The sequence below is a fragment of the Massilia sp. WG5 genome (assembly GCF_001412595.2).
Taxonomy (GTDB): domain Bacteria; phylum Pseudomonadota; class Gammaproteobacteria; order Burkholderiales; family Burkholderiaceae_D; genus Telluria.
Genome location: NZ_CP012640.2, coordinates 2323032 through 2341269, shown reverse-complemented (window position 1 = coordinate 2341269; position 18238 = coordinate 2323032). Strand labels below are relative to the sequence as shown.

15 protein-coding genes are annotated in these 18238 nt (G+C 64.9%); 8 read left to right on the top strand and 7 right to left on the bottom strand.

Annotation, left to right across the window (positions count from 1 at the left end):
- Positions 1-21 precede the first annotated feature (21 nt).
- The gene (gene folD / locus AM586_RS10425; protein WP_052233273.1) at positions 22-930 is read right to left on the bottom strand and encodes a bifunctional methylenetetrahydrofolate dehydrogenase/methenyltetrahydrofolate cyclohydrolase FolD; all 909 of its coding nucleotides are present in this window, start codon (positions 928-930) and stop codon (positions 22-24) included.
- Between the two features lie 395 nt (positions 931-1325).
- Between folD and aceE the strand changes: the two genes are divergently transcribed.
- The 3 genes from aceE to lpdA all read left to right on the top strand — a co-directional run bounded on the left by aceE (position 1326) and on the right by lpdA (position 7606).
- The gene (aceE, locus tag AM586_RS10420) at positions 1326-4022 is read left to right on the top strand and encodes a pyruvate dehydrogenase (acetyl-transferring), homodimeric type (RefSeq protein WP_060567087.1); all 2697 of its coding nucleotides are present in this window, start codon (positions 1326-1328) and stop codon (positions 4020-4022) included.
- 80 nt (positions 4023-4102) lie between these two features.
- Positions 4103-5743: a dihydrolipoyllysine-residue acetyltransferase gene (gene aceF, locus AM586_RS10415; RefSeq protein WP_060567085.1), complete on the top strand. Its 1641-nt coding sequence runs from the start codon at positions 4103-4105 to the stop codon at positions 5741-5743.
- Positions 5744-5755: 12 nt separating this feature from the next.
- Positions 5756-7606, top strand: a complete 1851-nt coding sequence (gene lpdA / locus AM586_RS10410; protein ID WP_060567083.1) for a dihydrolipoyl dehydrogenase — start codon at positions 5756-5758, stop codon at positions 7604-7606.
- A gap of 72 nt (positions 7607-7678) precedes the next feature.
- Here lpdA and AM586_RS10405 read toward each other — a convergent pair.
- A protein-coding gene (locus AM586_RS10405) for an IS3 family transposase (protein WP_109370458.1) occupies positions 7679-9039 on the bottom strand; the annotation gives its coding sequence in 2 pieces (ribosomal slippage) (positions 7679-8557 and positions 8560-9039; 1359 coding nt in all).
- A gap of 145 nt (positions 9040-9184) precedes the next feature.
- Here AM586_RS10405 and AM586_RS10400 point away from each other — a divergent pair.
- The gene (locus AM586_RS10400) at positions 9185-11572 is read left to right on the top strand and encodes a PAS domain S-box protein (protein WP_052233659.1); all 2388 of its coding nucleotides are present in this window, start codon (positions 9185-9187) and stop codon (positions 11570-11572) included.
- Between the two features lie 16 nt (positions 11573-11588).
- Here the strand turns inward: AM586_RS10400 and AM586_RS10395 are convergent, their stop codons facing one another.
- Together AM586_RS10395 and AM586_RS10390 are read right to left on the bottom strand one after the other, a co-directional pair.
- Entirely contained in the window at positions 11589-12008 is a 420-nt protein-coding gene (locus tag AM586_RS10395; RefSeq protein ID WP_156328162.1) for a hypothetical protein, read from the bottom strand.
- Positions 12009-12173: 165 nt separating this feature from the next.
- On the bottom strand, positions 12174-12608 hold the full coding sequence (locus tag AM586_RS10390; protein WP_047824764.1) for a potassium channel family protein: 435 nt from the start codon (positions 12606-12608) through the stop codon (positions 12174-12176).
- Between the two features lie 98 nt (positions 12609-12706).
- Between AM586_RS10390 and AM586_RS10385 the strand changes: the two genes are divergently transcribed.
- The 3 genes from AM586_RS10385 to AM586_RS10375 are packed head-to-tail and all read left to right on the top strand — an operon-like array spanning position 12707 to position 14971.
- Positions 12707-13585 (top strand): NAD(P)-dependent oxidoreductase, encoded by an 879-nt coding sequence (locus AM586_RS10385; RefSeq protein WP_047824765.1) that lies wholly within the window; start codon positions 12707-12709, stop codon positions 13583-13585.
- Positions 13586-13600: 15 nt separating this feature from the next.
- Positions 13601-14434, top strand: coding sequence for a hypothetical protein (locus tag AM586_RS10380; protein ID WP_047824766.1), 834 nt, complete (start codon positions 13601-13603; stop codon positions 14432-14434).
- A gap of 21 nt (positions 14435-14455) precedes the next feature.
- On the top strand, positions 14456-14971 hold the full coding sequence (locus tag AM586_RS10375) for a DUF1993 family protein (RefSeq protein WP_047824767.1): 516 nt from the start codon (positions 14456-14458) through the stop codon (positions 14969-14971).
- A 13-nt stretch (positions 14972-14984) separates the two neighbouring features.
- Here AM586_RS10375 and aqpZ read toward each other — a convergent pair whose 3' ends face one another.
- The 3 genes from aqpZ to AM586_RS10360 all read right to left on the bottom strand — a co-directional run bounded on the left by aqpZ (position 14985) and on the right by AM586_RS10360 (position 16983).
- Positions 14985-15731, bottom strand: coding sequence for an aquaporin Z (gene aqpZ / locus AM586_RS10370; RefSeq protein ID WP_047824768.1), 747 nt, complete (start codon positions 15729-15731; stop codon positions 14985-14987).
- A gap of 276 nt (positions 15732-16007) precedes the next feature.
- Entirely contained in the window at positions 16008-16193 is a 186-nt protein-coding gene (locus AM586_RS10365; protein WP_047824769.1) for a hypothetical protein, read from the bottom strand.
- A 127-nt stretch (positions 16194-16320) separates the two neighbouring features.
- Positions 16321-16983 carry a TetR/AcrR family transcriptional regulator gene (locus tag AM586_RS10360; RefSeq protein WP_052233660.1) on the bottom strand — a complete coding sequence of 221 codons (663 nt, stop codon included), beginning with the start codon at positions 16981-16983 and terminating at the stop codon, positions 16321-16323.
- 115 nt (positions 16984-17098) lie between these two features.
- On the opposite strand from AM586_RS10360, the gene AM586_RS10355 reads away from it, so the two are divergent.
- The gene (locus AM586_RS10355; protein WP_047824770.1) at positions 17099-18235 is read left to right on the top strand and encodes an HlyD family secretion protein; all 1137 of its coding nucleotides are present in this window, start codon (positions 17099-17101) and stop codon (positions 18233-18235) included.
- Positions 18236-18238 lie beyond the last annotated feature (3 nt).

Below are 18238 nucleotides of genomic sequence, written 5' to 3'. Positions count from 1 at the left end.
CTTCCTGGTTGATGCAAAGGGTCAGGCAAGACCGGGCTTCGGGTCCATCCCCGAGGCCTGGCCAGGCTGTGCTTGATTCTTGGCAAGCCCGCGTTCCGCGGACTCGAGCGTATTCATCAACAGCATGGTAATCGTCATCGGCCCGACGCCGCCCGGGACCGGCGTAATGTGCGAGGCCACCTCGCTGACGCTGGCGAAATCGACGTCGCCGCACAGCTTGCCTTCGTCGTCGCGGTTGATGCCGACGTCGATCACGATCGCGCCCGGCTTGACCATGTCGCCGGTCAGGGTATTGCGGCGGCCGACGGCGGCGACCACGATGTCGGCCTGGCGGGTGTGGTAGCCCAGGTCCGGCGTGCCGCTATGGCATATGGTCACGGTGGCGTTCTGTTGCAAGAGCAGCAGCGCCATTGGTTTGCCGACCGTGTTCGAACGGCCGATCACGACCGCATGCTTGCCGCGCAGGTCGACGCCGGTGGTCTCGATCAGCTTCATGCAGCCATACGGCGTGCAGGGACGGAAACCCGGCAGGTTGGCGACCAGTTCGCCGGCCGACAGCACCGAGTAGCCGTCCACGTCCTTGGTGGTGGCGATCGCTTCGATCACCTTCGACGGGTCGATGTGCTTCGGCAGCGGCATCTGCACCAGGATGCCGTGGATCGCCGGGTCGGCGTTCAGGGCGGCGATGCGGTCCAGCAGGGCCTGCTCGCTGAAGTCGGCCTCGTACTTTTCCAGCACCGAGTGGAAGCCGGCTTCGTTGCAGGCCTTGACCTTGTTGCGCACGTAGACGTGGCTGGCGGGATCGTCGCCGACGATGATCACGGCCAGGCCCGGCTGGCGGCCCGTGGCGGTCAGTTCGGCGGCGCGGCGGGCGATGTCGGCGCGCAGTTGGTGGGAAAGTTTGACTCCGTCGATCAGTTGGGCAGGCATGGCGGGACTCGGCTTCTGGACAAAAACGAAATTATAAGCCGCCGTCCGGTATCGCGCGCCGCGATGGGGCGTTCATTGTCATATTTATAGATGCCGCTGTCCGGCTGGGCAGTGAAGAATATTGTTGGCCGTAAATCCGTCGTCCCCGCGCAGGCGGGGACCCAAGTCTTCCTGGAGTGCAGCGAACTTGGGCCCCCGCCTGCGCGGGGACGACGGTGTTTGCATGCGTTCTGCATCGGCGTTTTCCATATTATGAAATTGAATATCGTATTTTGAAAAATGACTGCTCCACTGGTAGAATCGACAGGCTTTAATTTAGGGATAGTCTTTTCGCCACCAAACGTCCGGGCGATCTCGGGATCGGGTGGGGCACCACACTCAAGGAGACGTAGCACATGTCAGCTCAACTCGACCAGTTGACGGCCCAGGCCGCCAATGACCCGGATACGCTCGAGACCAAGGAATGGCTCGACGCGCTCGAAGCAGTCATCGAATTCGAAGGCACCGATCGCGCCCACTACCTGCTGGAGCGCCTGGTCGACCTGGCTCGCCGCCGTGGCGCCCAGATGCCGTTCTCCAGCAACACCGCCTACGTGAACACCATCCCGGCGCACCTCGAAGAGCACTGCCCGGGCAACCTCGAATACGAAGAGCGCCTGCGCTCCTGGATGCGCTGGAACGCCATGGCGATGGTCGTCAAGGCCAACCGCGCCGACGGCGACCTGGGCGGCCACCTGTCGTCCTTCGCTTCGCTGGCCAACATGCTGGGCATCGGCTTCAACCACTTCTGGAAAGCCCCGAGCGCCGAACACGGCGGCGACCTGCTGTACATCCAGGGTCACTCCTCGCCGGGCGTCTACGCGCGCGCCTTCCTGGAAGGCCGCCTGACCGAAGAACAGCTGCTGAACTTCCGCCGTGAAGTCGACGGCAAGGGCCTGTCTTCGTACCCGCACCCGAAACTGATGCCGAACTTCTGGCAGTTCCCGACCGTCTCGATGGGCCTGGGTCCGCTGATGGCGATCTACCAGGCGCGCTTCCTGAAGTACCTGAACGCGCGCGGCATCGCCGAAACCGACGGCCGCAAGGTCTGGGTCTTCTGCGGCGACGGCGAGATGGACGAGCCGGAATCGATGGGCGCGATCGGCATGGCCGCGCGCGAACGGCTCGACAACCTGGTCATGGTCGTCAACTGCAACCTGCAGCGCCTGGACGGTCCGGTGCGCGGCAACGGCAAGATCATCCAGGAACTCGAAGCCGACTTCCGCGGCGCCGGCTGGAACGTCGTCAAGGTCATCTGGGGCCCGGGCTGGGACACCCTGCTGGCCAAGGACAAGGACGGCATCCTGCAGCGCGTGATGATGGAAACCGTCGACGGCGAATACCAGAACTACAAGGCCAAGGACGGCGCCTACGTGCGCAAGCACTTCTTCGGCAAGCACCCCGAGCTGCTGAAGATGGTCGCCAACATGACCGACGACGACATCTGGCGCCTGACCCGCGGCGGCCACGATCCGCACAAGATCTACGCCGCCTTCAAGAACGCCCAGGAAAACAAGGGCTCGCCGACCGTCCTGCTGGTCAAGACCGTCAAGGGCTTCGGCATGGGCAAGTCGGGCGAGGCGCGCAACACCGCGCACCAGACCAAGAAGCTGGACGATGAAGCCATCCGCGAGATGCGCGACCGCTTCGCGATCCCGATCCCGGACGACAAGCTGGCCGAGATCCCGTTCTTCAAGCCGTCCGACGACGCGCCCGAGATCAAGTACCTGCACGAGCGCCGCGCGGCCCTCGGCGGCTACCTGCCGTCGCGCCGCGAACAGGCCGACGAGAAGCTGCCGGTGCCGCCGCTGGAAACCTTCAAGGCCGTGCTGGAGCCGACCGCCGCCGGCCGCGAGATCTCGACCACCCAGGCCTACGTGCGTGTCATCACCGCACTGCTGAAGGACAAGGAAATCGGCCAGCGCATCGTGCCGATCCTGGTCGACGAATCGCGTACCTTCGGTATGGAAGGCCTGTTCCGCCAGATCGGCATCTTCAACCAGCAGGGCCAGCTGTACGAACCGGTCGACAAGGACCAGGTGATGTACTACCGCGAAGACAAGGCCGGCCAGATCCTGCAGGAAGGCATCAACGAAGCGGGCGGCATGTGCTCGTGGATCGCCGCGGCGACGTCCTACTCGTCGAACAACCGCGTGATGATCCCGTTCTACACCTTCTACTCGATGTTCGGCATGCAGCGCGTCGGCGACCTGGTCTGGCTGGCGGGCGACATCCGCGCCCGCGGCTTCCTGATGGGCGGCACCGCCGGCCGCACCACGCTGAACGGCGAAGGCCTGCAGCACGAGGACGGCCACAGCCACGTCATCGCGGCCACGGTCCCGAACTGCCTGCCGTACGACCCGACCTACGGCCACGAAGTGGCGGTGATCATCCAGGACGGCCTGAAGCGCATGGTGGAGAAGCAGGAAGACGTCTTCTACTACATCACCATCATGAACGAGAACTACGAGCAGCCGGGCCTGAAGCCGGGTACCGAAGAGGGCATCCTCAAGGGCATGTACCTGCTCAAGGAAGGCGACAAGTCCGCCGCCAACCGCGTCCAGCTGATGGGCTCGGGCACGATCCTGCGCGAGTCGGAGTTCGCCGCCGAGCTGCTGAAGAACGACTGGAACGTCGCTGCCGACGTCTGGTCCTGCCCGTCGCTGACCCTGCTGGCCCGCGACGGCCAGGACGCCGACCGCTGGAACCTGACGCACCCGCTGGAAGAAGCACGCCTGCCGTACGTGACCCAGCTGCTGAAGGACACCCAGGGCCCGATCGTCGCGACCACCGACTACATGCGCATGTTCGCCGAGCAGATCCGTGCCTACATTCCGAACGGCCGCACCTATAAAGTGCTGGGCACCGACGGCTTCGGCCGCTCGGATTCGCGCGTCAAGCTGCGCGAGTTCTTCGAGGTGAACCGCTACTACATCACGGTCGCCGCGCTGAAGTCCCTGGCCGAGGAAGGCAAGATCCCGGCGCAAGTCGTGCAGGACGCGATCGCGAAGTACGGCATCGATCCGAACAAGCCGAATCCTGTGACCCAGTAATGTTCGTGGAGTTAGCCGCCATCCCCGCCGCGGCGCGGATGGCGGCTCTGCGCTAACTAATAAAAACGGAGCTACCCAACATGAGCATTGTGGAAGTCAAAGTCCCCGACATCGGCGACTTCAAGGAAGTGGAAGTGATCGAACTGCTGGTCAAGCCGGGCGACACCATCAAGGTCGACCAGTCGCTGGTCACGGTGGAATCGGACAAGGCCAGCATGGAGATCCCCTCCAGCCATGCCGGCGTCGTCAAGGAAATCAAGGTCAAGGTCGGCGACAAGGTCGCCGAAGGTTCGGTGGTGCTGATGTTGGAAGAGGCCGAAGGCGCCGCTCCGGCGCCGGTCGCCGCTCCGGCGCCAGCCGCCGCGCCGGCCGCCGCGCCGAGCGCACCCGCGGCAGCCGCCCCGGCTGCATCGGGCGGCATCGTCGAAGTCACCGTGCCGGACATCGGCGACTTCAAGGAAGTCGAAGTCATCGAAGTGATGGTCAAGCCGGGCGACCAGATCAAGGTCGAACAGTCCCTGATCACGGTCGAATCGGACAAGGCGAGCATGGAGATCCCGTCCAGCCACGCCGGTACCGTCAAGGAAATCAAGGTCAAGGTGGGCGACAAGGTCGCCAAGGGTTCGCTGGTGCTGCTGGTCGAAACGACTGGCGCCGCCGCCGCTCCGGCGCCTGCCGCGGCCGCACCGTCGGCTGCCGCCGCACCTGCAGCAGCATCGGCATCCGCCCCTGCCGCCGCTCCGGCCCCTGCCGCCGCGCCGGCCGCAGCATCCGGTCCGGCGCCGTCCTTCGCCAGCGCCCACGCCTCGCCGTCGGTGCGCAAGTTCGCCCGCGAACTGGGCGTCGACCTGGGCAAGGTCAAGGGCACCGGTCCGAAAGGCCGCATCACCCAGCAGGACGTGCAGGGCTTCGTCAAGGGCGTGATGGCCGCCGGCCCGACCGCCGCACCGGCAGCCGCCGCCGGTGGTGGCATGGGCATGAACCTGCTGCCGTGGCCGTCGCTGGACTTCAGCAAGTTCGGCCCGACGGAAGTCCAGCCGCTCTCGCGCATCAAGAAGATCAGCGGTCCGAACCTGCACCGCAACTGGGTCATGATCCCGCACGTCACGCACTTCGAAGAAGCCGACGTGACCGACCTGGAAGCCTTCCGCGTCGACTCCAACGCCGCGTACGCGAAAGCCAAGTCGCCGGTCAAGCTGACCATGCTGGCCTTCGTGATCAAGGCGTCGGTCGCCGCGCTGAAGAAGTTCCCGGCGTTTAACGCCTCGCTGGACGAGCCGAACGGCGCGCTGATCCTGAAGCAGTACTACAACATCGGCTTCGCCGCCGACACCCCGAACGGCCTGGTGGTCCCGGTGATCAAGGATGCGGACAAGAAGTCGGTCTCGCAGATCGCCACCGAGATGGGCGAGCTGTCCGCGCAGGCGCGCGAAGGCAAGCTGTCGCCGGCCAACATGCAGGGCGCCACCTTCACCATCTCCTCGCTGGGCGGCATCGGCGGCACCAACTTCACGCCGATCATCAACGCACCGGAAGTCGCGATCCTTGGCCTGTCCAAGTCGGCGATGAAGCCGGTGTGGGACGGCTCGACCTTCCAGCCGCGCCTGATGCAGCCGATCGCCCTGTCCTACGATCACCGCGTGATCGACGGCGCCGGCGCGGCCCGCTTTGCCGCTTACCTGGCCGACGTCCTGGCCGACCTGCGCAAGACGCTGCTGTAAGGAGCCGAGCATATGAGCACCGTTGAAGTCAAAGTCCCGAATATCGGCGATTTCAAGGAAGTCGAAATCATCGAGCTGATGGTCAAGCCGGGCGACACCATCAAGGTCGACCAGTCGCTGGTGACCGTGGAGTCCGACAAGGCCAGCATGGAGATCCCGTCCAGCCACGCCGGCACGGTCAAGGAGCTGAAGGTCAAGGTCGGCGACAAGGTGGGCGAAGGCTCGCTGCTGCTGGTCCTGGACGAATCCGGCGCCGGCGCAGCGCCGGCTGCTGCACCCGCAGCCGCATCGGACAAGCCGGCCGCCCAAATCGGCGCACAGGCAGTCGCGCCGACCGCCGCCGCCGCGCCGACCGACTCCTACGCACCGGCCCACAAGCTGGACGCCGCCGCGCCGAACGCCGTCCCGGCCCCGAACGCCTCGAGCTACAGCGGCCAGGTCGACGTCGAGTGCGAGATGATGGTGCTGGGCGCGGGCCCGGGCGGCTACTCGGCCGCCTTCCGCTCCGCGGACCTCGGCATGAACACCGTGCTGGTCGAGAAGTACGCGACCCTGGGCGGCGTCTGCCTGAACGTCGGCTGCATCCCGTCCAAGGCGCTGCTGCACGTGGCGCACATCATGGACGAGACCGCGCACATGGCCGACATCGGCGTGTCCTTCGCCAAGCCGCAGGTCGACATCGACAAGCTGCGCGCCTACAAGGATGGCGTCATCAAGACCATGACCGGCGGCCTGGCCGGCATGGCCAAGGGCCGCAAGGTGAATGTGGTGCAGGGCGTGGGCAGGTTCCTTAGCCCGAACCACATCGAGGTGACCGCAGCCGACGGCGGCAAGAAAGTCGTCCAGTTCCAGAAGGCGATCATCGCGGCCGGTTCCGCGGTCGTGAAGCTGCCTTTCGTACCGGAAGATCCGCGCATCGTCGACTCGACCGGCGCGCTGGAGCTGCGCCAGGTGCCGAAGCGCATGCTGGTCATCGGCGGCGGCATCATCGGCCTGGAAATGGCGACCGTGTACTCGACCCTGGGTGCGCGCATCGACGTGGTCGAGATGATGGACGGCCTGATGCAGGGCGCGGACCGCGAGGCCGTCAAGGTCTGGCAGAAGTACAACGCGCACCGCTTCGACAACATCATGTTGAAGACCAAGACCGTCGGCGTGGAAGCGCTGCCGGAGGGCATCAAGGTGAGCTTCGAAGCCGCCGAAGCGGGCCAGCCGGCGCCGGCAGCCCAGGTCTACGACCTGGTGCTGGTGGCCGTGGGCCGCAGCCCGAACGGCAAGAAGATCGGCGCGGAAGCTGCCGGCGTCGCCGTCACCGACCGCGGATTCATCCCGGTCGACGGCCAGATGCGCACCAACGTCCCGCACATCTTCGCGATCGGCGACCTGGTGGGCCAGCCCATGCTGGCGCACAAGGCCGTGCATGAAGCGCACGTGGCCGCCGAAGCCGCGCACGGCGAGAAGGCCTTCTTCGACGCCAAGGTGATCCCGTCGGTGGCCTATACCGATCCGGAAGTGGCATGGGTCGGCCTGACCGAAGACGAAGCGAAAGCCAAGGGCATCAAGGTCGAGAAGGGCCACTTCCCGTGGGCCGCTTCCGGCCGCGCCGTGGCCAACGGCCGTTCGGAAGGCTTCACCAAGCTGCTGTTCGACGCCGAGACCCACCGCATCGTCGGCGGCACCATCGTCGGCACCAGCGCCGGCGACATGATCGGCGAGATCGCGCTGGCGATCGAGATGGGCGCGGACGGCGTGGATATTGGCAAGACCATCCACCCGCACCCGACCCTGGGCGAGTCGATCGGCATGGCGGCCGAAGTCTACAAAGGCGTCTGCACCGATTTGCCGGCGCCGCGCAAGCGCTGATATCGGGCTGTTGGCTGTCGTGAAAACCGGGACCGTGTTGAACTGACCCCGTAAAGTTGGACGGTTAGTTTATTAAGCGGCCAAGGCCTGAGTCCTGTACTGAACAGGACTCAGGCCTTTTAGTTTGAGCTTGATACGGTCGTGATTGTAATAGCGGATGTAGCGGGTCAGTTCAACCTGCAGGACGTCGATGTTGGCGAATTTGTTCAGGTAGAAGCACTCGGACTTGAGCACGGCGAAGAAGCTTTCCATGGTCGCGTTGTCGAGGCAGTTCCCTTTGCGTGACATGCTCTGCACGAGCCCGCGTTTCCGAAGAATGCGTTGGTAGGCTGGCATACGATACTGCCATCCCTGGTCGGAGTGCAGCATGGGTTTATCCTGTGGCGAAAGCTTGCGCAATGCCTTCTTGAGCATCGAACTCACCAGGTCGAATGCAGGGCGCCGGGATGTTTCGAAGGCCACGATTTCACCGTTGTATAGGTCCAGGATTGGCGAAAGGTACAGTTTCTCGCCAGCGACGTTGAACTCGGTAACGTCCGTCACCCACTTCTGGTTCGGACCTGCAGCTGTGAATTTGCGTTGTAACTCGTGAGGTGCAGCGTGACCTATCTCTCCTTTGAACGAGCGATATCTCTTGGGGCGCACCAATGACTTCAATCCCAACACCGTCATCAATCGCTGTACGGTCTTATGGTTGACGAGCGTTCCTGTCTGACGAATGGCTGCGGTGACACGCCGATAACCGTAACGACCCTTGTGACGGGCGAAAACGGATCGGATTATGGTCTTGAGCTGCTGATGTTTATCGCTCGCTTGCCGCGTCTTGAGTTGGTAGTAGAACGTGCTGCGAGCCAGCCCGGCGAACGCAAGCAAACCCGCAAGCGGATACTGCTGCCTTAGTTCCTGCACTATTTGCGCTTTGTCGGCGGCGTCGCCTTCTGCTTGGCTTGAACTAAGGCTCGCAACTTTTTTAGGTACGCATTCTCCATGCGCAGCTGATTCAACTCGGCCAACAACTCGTCGCGAGTACACTTTTCATCGTCGGGCGACGGCTCTGGTTTTGTTGTTGGAGCAGACATCTGCTTGGGCCTTCCTCGTGGGCGTGCTATCAGTGCGTCGAAACCGCCTTCTCGATAACTGCGCTCCCATATGCCTACCGCTGCGTGATTGCGGATATTGAAAGCAGCTGCTGTTTGGCCGAATGACAGCTCATTGTCCCACATGTGCTGCAGCACCGACAGCTTGAACTCCGCACTATACGAGCTGTGCTTCTTCTTGAGTCCGTCCTTGCCATGCACACGATACAAGCTGACCCAGTGCTCTACAGATGAACGTTGACAACCGTACTTCCTCGCTAAGGTCTTGCTGCCCCTTCGCTTGACCAAGTATTCCTGGACAATCTTGAGCTTGAACCGCTCATCGTACTTCGTCATGAAAAAACCCCAAAAGTTGGTGTCCAACTTTTGGGGTTCAGTTCACGTGTGTCCCGGTTTTTTTTGTGCAGTGGCTTTTTGGCAATGCATTGATGCTCAAATTCATCAATTATGCTATGGTTCGCCTCTAACCGTTCAGAGTGCCATGCCGCCCGACTTTTTATCTCCCACCGTTCCAGACAGTCCCGAAACCGACACACGGCGAACCGAAGACAAGCTGAGTGAAAGCGAAGCGCGCTATCGCACCCTGTTCGATTCCATCGACGAGGGCTTTTGCATCGTCGAGTTCATCGACGGCCCGCATGGTCCACTGTCCGATTACGTGCACCTTGAAGCGAACCAGGCTTACATACGGCATGCCGGTATCCCCGACATTGTCGGCAAGACAGGGCGCGGGGAGCTGACGCAAAGCGAGGCGGACGCCTGGGTGGCGATCTTCCGCAAGGTGCTCGAAACAGGCGAGCCGATCCGTTTCGAGCGCGAGCTGGAGGCGACCGACCGGCACCTGGAGGTGGCATGTTCCCGCATCGAGCCGGCTGCCAAGCGCCAGGTGGCGATCCTGTTCCAGGACGTCAGCGCCCGCAAGAGGGCCGAGCGCAAGCTCCGGGAACTGAACGAGACGCTGGAGAGCCAGGTCATCGAGCGCACGGCCGAGCGCGACCGCATGTGGGATACCTCGCCCGCGCTCATGCTCGTCATCGACTTCGACGGCTATCTGCGGCGGGTGAACCCGGCCTGGACCACCCTGCTCGGTTACACGCCCGAGGAGCTCATCGGCCGGCACGTCAACGAATTCGTGCTGCCCGGCGACCGCGCCTCGACCGTCGATGCGTACGAGATCGCCGCATCGGGCCGCCGAGCGGCGCTCGAGAACCGTTACCGGCACAAGGACGGTTCGACCCGTTGGATTTCCTGGGTGGCGGCGCCGGCGGGCGACATGACCTACGCCACCGGCCGCGACATCACGGCCGAAAAGGAACGCGAAATCGAATTGGCCATGCGTACCGCCGAACGTGAACGACTGTGGAACCTTTCGCAAGACATGTTCGCCCGGGCCGATTACGAGGGGGGGATGTCGGCCGTCAGTCCGGCCTGGACGCAAGTCCTGGGCTGGAGCGAGACCGAGCTTCTTACGCGTCCCTACGCCAGCCTCATGCATCCGGAAGACATGCCGCCCACGCTGGCGGCGATCGCGCGCATGGCCGAGACGCACCAGCCGGCGCGCTTCGAGAACCGCATCGCCACGCGGGACGGCGGCTGGAAACACATCGAGTGGACCGTCACGCCTGAACGCGGCGGCCAGAACTTCGTGGCGGTGGGGCGCGACATCAGCCTCAACAAGGCCCGCGAGGCGGAACTCGAGCAGGCGCAGGATTCCTTGCGCCAGTCGCAGAAGATGGAGGCGGTGGGCCAGCTGACGGGCGGCCTGGCGCATGACTTCAACAACCTGCTGGCCTCGATCAGCGGCGCCTTGCAGGTGCTGAAACTCAAAATGCATCGCGGCCAGTATAGTGGCCTCGAGCGCTACATCGAGCTGGGAGAATCGTCCGTGCGGCGTGCCGCCTCGCTGACGCAGCGCCTGCTGGCCTTCTCGCGCCGGCAAACGCTCGATCCCAAACCCACCGACGTCAACCGTCTCATCCTCGGCATGGAGGAACTGATCCGGCGCTCGGTCGGCCCCATGGTCCAGCTCGCGGTAGACAAGGCGCAGGATCTCGGACTGACGAAGGTCGATCCGTCCCAGCTCGAGAATGCGGTGCTCAACCTGTGCATCAATGCCCGCGACGCGATGATGCCGGGCGGTGGGACGCTGACGCTCAAGACAGCCGACCAGTGGATCGACGCGGCCGCTGCAAAAGAAAAGGATATGCGGCCAGGACAATACGTCTCGCTGTGCGTCTCCGACACCGGCGCCGGCATGCCCCCGGAGGTGATGGCGCGTATCTTCGATCCGTTCTTTACCACCAAGCCCCTGGGCGAAGGAACCGGCCTGGGGCTGTCCATGGTGTACGGCTTCGTGCGCCAGTCGGATGGCCAGGTCCGCGTGCATTCGGACGTCGGCGCCGGCACCACCGTGTGCCTGTATTTGCCCCGCCATTCGGGCGTGGTGGAGGACAGGGCGCCTGTCGAGGCGCCGCCCATCGAGTCGGGCCACGGCGAAACGGTGCTCCTCATCGAGGACGAGCACGCGCTGCGTGACATCGTGGAAGAGGTGCTGCGCGATGCCGGCTATCGTGTGCTCACGGCGCAGGACGGCCCGACCGGCTTGCAGGTGCTGAACTCGGATACGCGCGTGGACTTGCTGGTCACAGATGTCGGCCTGCCCGGCGGCCTGAATGGGCGCCAGGTGGCCGATGCCGCAAGGGTAAGGCGCCCCGGGCTGAAGGTCTTGTTCATCACCGGCTATGCCGACACTGCAGCGGTCGGCAATAGCCGCCTCGATCCCGGCATGGAGGTGATGACAAAGCCATTCGAGATCGGCGCGTTCGCCAACAAGGTGCGCGCATTAATCAAGATGAGGCTGGCGCACTGATTCGGCCTGTGGCTGTCTACGCCATTGCGCGGCGCCGTTCCGACGACGCCGGAATGCCCGGCGTCGGCAGGCCGAAGCCGTCGATTCCGAACTGGATAATCCGGCGCAGGCCGTCCGCCATCGTCCGCCGGGTCAGCACCGCGCTCAGACCGGCATAGGACTGCCTGCGCGCTTCCGCATATTCCTCATCATTTTCTGCAATGAGAACAATGGCTGCTTCCGGGGCCGTACGCTTCAGCTCCCCCGGCAGCGAACGTCTGTCGTTCGGTTTGACCGGCGTGCAGGTGACGATGACCTTGAAGCGGATGGCGCCTGCAACGGCCATGGCCTCGTCCGCGCTTTGTACAGGCGCAGGCAAGTAACCCAGGGCTTTCAGAAGTTGGGAGGTCTTCTGGGTTGAAATCGGATCTTTCTCGAGTACTAGTGCAGCTTTCATGTTTGACTTTGCTAAGAAGCGCTTGTGGCTACCGGTGAAGGGCTGCCGGAGCGCCGTAGGCGTATTTACTCGGGAAGTCCAATGGTACAAATTAATCACTCGACAATAGTGCCAGCGCTGTTCCCGTCCGTATGTAGGAATACGCACATACGTGCCCCTGCAGCTTCAGGCATCCGGCCCGCGCCCCCATAACTGCTGCATCGACAAGAACGTGTACGACGCCGTCCACCCGATCAGCAGCATGCCGTTCAGCGCTTCCAGCCCCGCCAGCAGGCGCAGGTCGCCGTGCGGCAGCACGTCGCCATACCCCAGCGTCGTATAGGTCTCGGCGGAGAAGTACAGGCAGCGCGTGAAGGGCAGCGGTCCCGGCTCGCCCATGCTGCCGATGTGGAAGGCGGTGGCGAGCAGATAGTAGGCGCCGCCATACAGCAGGATCTCGAGGAAGTGCGCGCCGAACGCGCCGATGATGACGAACACGAGCTGCACGCGCGGCCGGATCCGCAGGAAGGGCAGGCCGGCCGTCAGCAGGCGCAGCACCTCGTAATGGATGACGGTGGTGGCGACCAGCAGGAGCAGGCAGGCGGCGGCGGCGATTTCCATCCGGCCAGCTTAGCGTGAAGCGTTCGGGCGTAGCGCAGTGTTCCGCAATTGCTGGTCTAATACGGCTTTCATTCGCCGTCGGATAAAGGAGCACTGACATGAGCATCGGATTCATCGGCCTCGGCGCCATGGGCCACCACATGGCCGCCAACCTGTTGCGTTTGGGCCAGCCCGTCCACGTCTGGAACCGCAACCCGGACCCCGTGCAGGCGCTCGCCGCGAAAGGCGCGAAGCCGACCGCCACTGCCGCCGAATGCGGCATCGCCGATGTCGTGTTCAGCATGCTGGCCGACGACAATGCCACCCGCGCGGTGATGGTCGATGGCGGCGTGCTCGACGCGATGGCGCCGGGCAGTATCCACGTCAACATGGCCACCGTCTCGGTCGCGTTCGCGCGCGAGATGGCGGCGCTGCACATGGAGAAGGGCATCGGCTACATCGCCGCGCCGGTGCTGGGCCGCGTCGACGTGGCCGAAGCCGGCAAGCTGAACATCCTGGCCGGCGGCCCCGACGAGCTGGTCGAGCGCGTGCAGCCGCTGTTCGACCTGATGGGCCAGAAGACCTGGCGCTTCGGCGATGCGCCGGAACAGGCGAACGCGATCAAGCTGGCCTGCAACCTGACCCTGGCCTGCGCGATCGAAGCGATGGGCGAGGGCGCGGCGCTGGCCGGCGCGCACGGCATCCCGGCCGCGAACTTCATCGACCTGATCACGAACACCCTGTTTGCCGGCTCGCCCGTGTACAAGGGCTATGGCGGCATGATCGCGCAGCAGCGCTACAGTCCTGCCGGCTTCAAGCTCTCGCTGGGCCAGAAGGACGTGCGCCTGGCGGTCGAGGCGGGGAGGGGCAAGGGCCTGCCGCTGGCTTTCGGCGATGCCCTGCAGGGCGTGCTGAAGGAAGCCGTCGACCATGGCGACGCCGACCTCGACCTGGCCGCGCTGGGCAAGAACGCCGCGCGCCGCGGCGGGCTCACTTGAACTGAACGAACCGATATGGAAAAACTGATCGCAGAACTGACGCGCCTCTACCTGGCGCCCGAGGCCGTGACGCGCGAGGCGCTGGCCCAGCACATCCTCGGCAAGACCACGCTCGCCATCAAGCTGACCACGGCCGATGGCCTGGTCCGCGCGCTGGCCATTACCTTCCGCAAGGCCTTCGGCGATGGCGAGGCCGGCCACTGGGCGCGCCTGTGCAAGGTGGCGAATGCCCTGCCGGCCGATCTCGGGCTGCCGACGCCGGCGGTCAGCATCGACGGCGCGGCGGCCTACCGCCTGTGGCTGTCGCTGGAGACACCGGTGCCGCCTGACCAGGCCCAGGATTTCCTGTCGCTGCTGCGCCAGGCCTACTTTCCCGAATACGAGCTGGCGCCCGACGCCGCCACCGCGCCGGTCTACCTGCCGCCCTGCCTGAACCCGCGCAGCGGCAAGTGGGCGGCCTTCATCCATCCGGGCATGGGCGCGTCCTTCGCCGAGGAGTCGGGGCTGGAGATGTCGCCGCCGCTGGCGGGGCAGGTCGGCTTCCTGGACGGCCTGGACAGCATCGACGAAGAACAGTTCCGGAATGCCTTGCGCAAGCTCGAACAGCGCCAGGCGCCCGCATCCGCGCCTGCGCCGGCCGAACCGGTCTCCAGTGCGGCGCTGGACGCCCTGGCGGCCGAGCCCTTCGCGCTGCAGCCGCCAGAGCAGGCGCCGGCAAAAGCCCCGCCCAGGCCGAAAGCCGCCGCATCGGAGGGCCTGCTGCTGAAGGATGCGACCCTGGAAGACATCGTGCGCCACCTGCACGCGAAGAACATCGAACCGACCTTCCGCTTTTTGCAGGGCCGCTGACGATCACAACGAGGAGGCACCATGTCCCTGACGATGTCCACGCTGTCCGTGCCCGCTTTCGTGCGCGGCCTGAGCATCCTTTCCACGCTGCTGAAGAAGGGGGAGGAGCACGCGGCGCAAGCCGGCGCGGCCCCCGACGCCATGCTCGGCGCGCGCCTGGCCGACGACATGCTGCCGCTGGGCGCCCAGGTCCAGCGCGCCAGCGACACGGCGAAATTCGCGGTGCAGCGTATCGGCGGCGGCGAGGCGCCAAAATTCGCCGACGAGGAAACCACCTTCGCCCAGTTGCAGGAACGCATCGCCAATACGATCGCCTACCTGCACAGCGTGGACGCGGCGCAACTCGATGCAGGCGCCGATCGCGAAGTAAGCTTGAAGTTCGGCAGCTTCGGCGCGGACTTTACCGGCGAGAGCTATCTGCTGACGTTCGCGTTGCCGAACTTCTACTTCCACGTGACGACGGCCTACGACATCCTGCGCAACCAGGGCGTCAAGATCGGCAAGCTGGATTACCTGGGGGCCTTCGGGACCCGGTAAGCGGCGGCAAGCATCAGTGGTGAACCGGGCGCCATCCTCCTTCGGGCCGGCCTTCGATGGCCGGTTCCACCGCTTCGCGTTCCAGCACGGTCCGGTGCAGCACACCCGCCAGCGCACCGCCCGCGAGCGGCGCCAGCCAGAACAGCCAGAGCTGCTGCAGCGCCCATGCGCCCGCGAACAGGGCGGGGCCGGTGCTGCGCGCCGGGTTCACCGAGGTGTTGGTGACGGGAATGCTGATCAGGTGGACAAGAGTCAGCGCCAGGCCGATCGCCAGGCCGGCGAAGCCCACCGGCGCCCGCGTGTGGGTGGCGCCGAGAATGACCAGCACGAACATGAAGGTCATGACCAGCTCGGTGATCAGGGCGGAGGCGAGCGTGTAGTTGCCCGGCGAGTGATCGCCATAGCCGTTGGCGGCAAAGCCGGCGGCCGCGTCGAAACCCGGCTTGCCGCTGGCGATCGCGTACAGCACCGCGGAAGCGACGATCGCCCCCGCCACCTGCACGACGATATACGGGCCGATCTGGCGGGCGGGGAAGCGTCCGCCGGCCCACAGGCCGACCGTCACGGCCGGATTGAAATGGCCGCCGGAGATCGGGCCGAGCGCATAGGCGGCGGTCAGCACGGTGAGCCCGAAGGCCAGCGCGACCCCGGCCAGGCCGATGCCGACTTCGGGGAACCTGGCGGCCAGCACGGCGCTGCCACAACCGCCGAGCACGAGCCAGAACGTGCCGATGAATTCGGCCAGACATTTGCGGAACATGGCATCTCCTCCCGGGACAAGAAACGTGGTGCACATTTCATTCTAGATGCCGGGGGAGAGGGCGCCAGCTAATTCGTACAGCAGCCCGCCATGAGCGCCTGACAAAGCCCTCATGGCGGCGTTGCACCGTCTCGCCGTACTGGCCTACTGTCTTCGACGGTGCGCCTTGCCCTGAAGGCTTTGTCAGACGCTCAAGCTTGAGCGCGTAGCGCTTAAGTTGGGCAAAAAAAATGCCGCCCGGCGAAGCGGACGGCATGTCGGCAGCAATGCTCAGCCTCAGTTGTAACTGGTCCAGCGTTGCGGGATCTCGATGTGGCCGGCCTGGGCGGCGTCGGCGTAGGCGCGCATCTCGGCGACCACGGCTTCCATCTGCTCACTGTTCGGATTCGCCAGGAAACCCTTCATGCGCTCCTGCAGCGCCGCCTGCTGGTCTCGCCATTCGTAACGGGACGACTTGCTCATGCTACCCCCTTGCGGCGAACTGCCGTCTTTGTATTTTTCGTGTCCATGACATCCTCCTTCTGAAGGGCTTCAGGATGCCGCAAGGGGCGTCAAAGGTCAGTGCGATGCCGCACATTGACCCGGGCGCTCAAGGTTTGTCCAGGATGGCGCGGTAGAACAGGTCCATGCGGCGCTCGAGCTCGCGCAGCGCCTGTTCCGGCGGGAGCTTTTCCGGCGGGAAGACAAAGCGGCACAGCTGGTCGCCGGCGATGCAGGTCATCAGGTGGCCGGGCAAGAGGTCGAGCTCGAGGTCCTCGCGCAACTGGGCGCGGATGTCCGGGCGCGCGAAGAACTGGCGCAGCATTTCGCGGGTCTGGCGCGGGCCGCCGTTCCAGAAGGCTTCCGCCAGTTCCGGATTGGTCGGCGCCTCGGCCATCACGATGCGCTGCATGTCGACCGCTTCCTGGGAGGTCAGCAGTTCGTACATATTGCGCGCGAACTCGTCCACGATGACCTTCAGCGGACGGGTGTCGGTCTGCATCGGCTGGCTGCGGAAGAAGCGGTCGCGCTTGGCCGCCAGCACCGCGTGCAGCAGCCCGGCCTTGCCGCCGAACTTCACGTAGATGGTGCGTACCGCCACGTGGGCGGCGCGGGCGATCGATTCCAGGCTGGTCTTGGTATAGCCGTTCTTGAGGAAGAGGGCGCCGGCAGTCTGCAGCAGCTCCTGCAGGCGCGCCTCGACATCGGCGGCCTTGGGCCGGCCGGCCGCCTTGCAGGCAGTATCGACGGGGTCTTGCAGTGGTTTGTCCATGCCGACACTGTAGCGCAGGGAAAAATGAAATGCAACCGTTTCATTTCTTGCCTTCGCGAAGGCTTTGTCGAATAATGCGATGAACCCATTTCATTTTTTCTTCGGAGTCGTATTCATGGCAGATTCGCAAACCACGGTCGAGAAACCGTCCGCAGCTGTCCCGCCGGCAGCGCCGGCCGCAGGCACCCCTGGCGCCCCCGCCAATGCCGGCAAGGGACCGCCGAAGCGCGTGCTGATCGTGGTCGGCCTGATCGCGCTGGCCGCCATCGTTGCGGGCGGGCGCATGTGGTACCGCAGCAGCAACTTCGTCGAGACCGAAAACGCCTATATTACCGGCCACGTGCATCCGGTATCGGCGCGCATCCCGGGCGTGGTGACCAAGGTCCTGTTCGACGACAACCAGCTGGTGAAGGCCGGCGACGTGCTGGCCGAGCTGGATCCGGCCGACCAGGGCGTGAAGGTCGAGCAGATCCAGGCCCAGATCGCCAGCGTGCAGCAGCAGATCGTGCAGGCCGACGCCTCGGTCGAGCAGGCCAGGGCCCAGGCCTCGGCCGCCGGCGCCCAGGTGGTGCAGGCCCAGGCCAACCTGGTGCGCGCGAAGCAGGACGCCGAGCGCTACGGCCAGCTCTACAACACCAACATGAAGGCCGTCTCGAAGGCCGAGGTCGACGCCGCCACCGCGGCCCGCGCCGGCGCGACCGCCGACGTCACCGCGCGCCGCGACAACGCGAATGCGGCCAAGGCCCAGATCGCCGCCGCCGCCTCGGCGCGCGAGGTGCTGAAGGCCCAGGTCAAGGTGCTGCAGGCCCAGCTCAAGGACGCCCAGCAGCAGCTTGGCTACAACCAGATCGTGGCGCCGGTCGGCGGCCGCATCGGCAAGCGCAGCGTCGAAGTCGGCGCCCGCATCCAGCCGGGCCAGCAGCTGGCCGCGATCGTGCAGGACGACGTCTGGGTGACCGCCAACTTCAAGGAAACCCAGCTGCCGGGCCTGGCGCCGGGCCAGGAAGTCAGGATCGAAGTCGACGCCCTGAAGGACAAGGAGCTGGTCGGCCGCGTGGACAGCTTCTCGCCGGCCTCGGGCAACCAGTTCGCGCTGCTGCCGGCCGATAACGCGACCGGCAACTTCACCAAGATCGTCCAGCGCGTGCCGGTCAAGATCACCTTCAAGCCGGAAGACCTGAAGAAGTACGCGGGCCGCCTGGTGCCGGGCATGTCGACCGTGGTCGAGATCGACCTGCGCCAGAAACACTAAAGG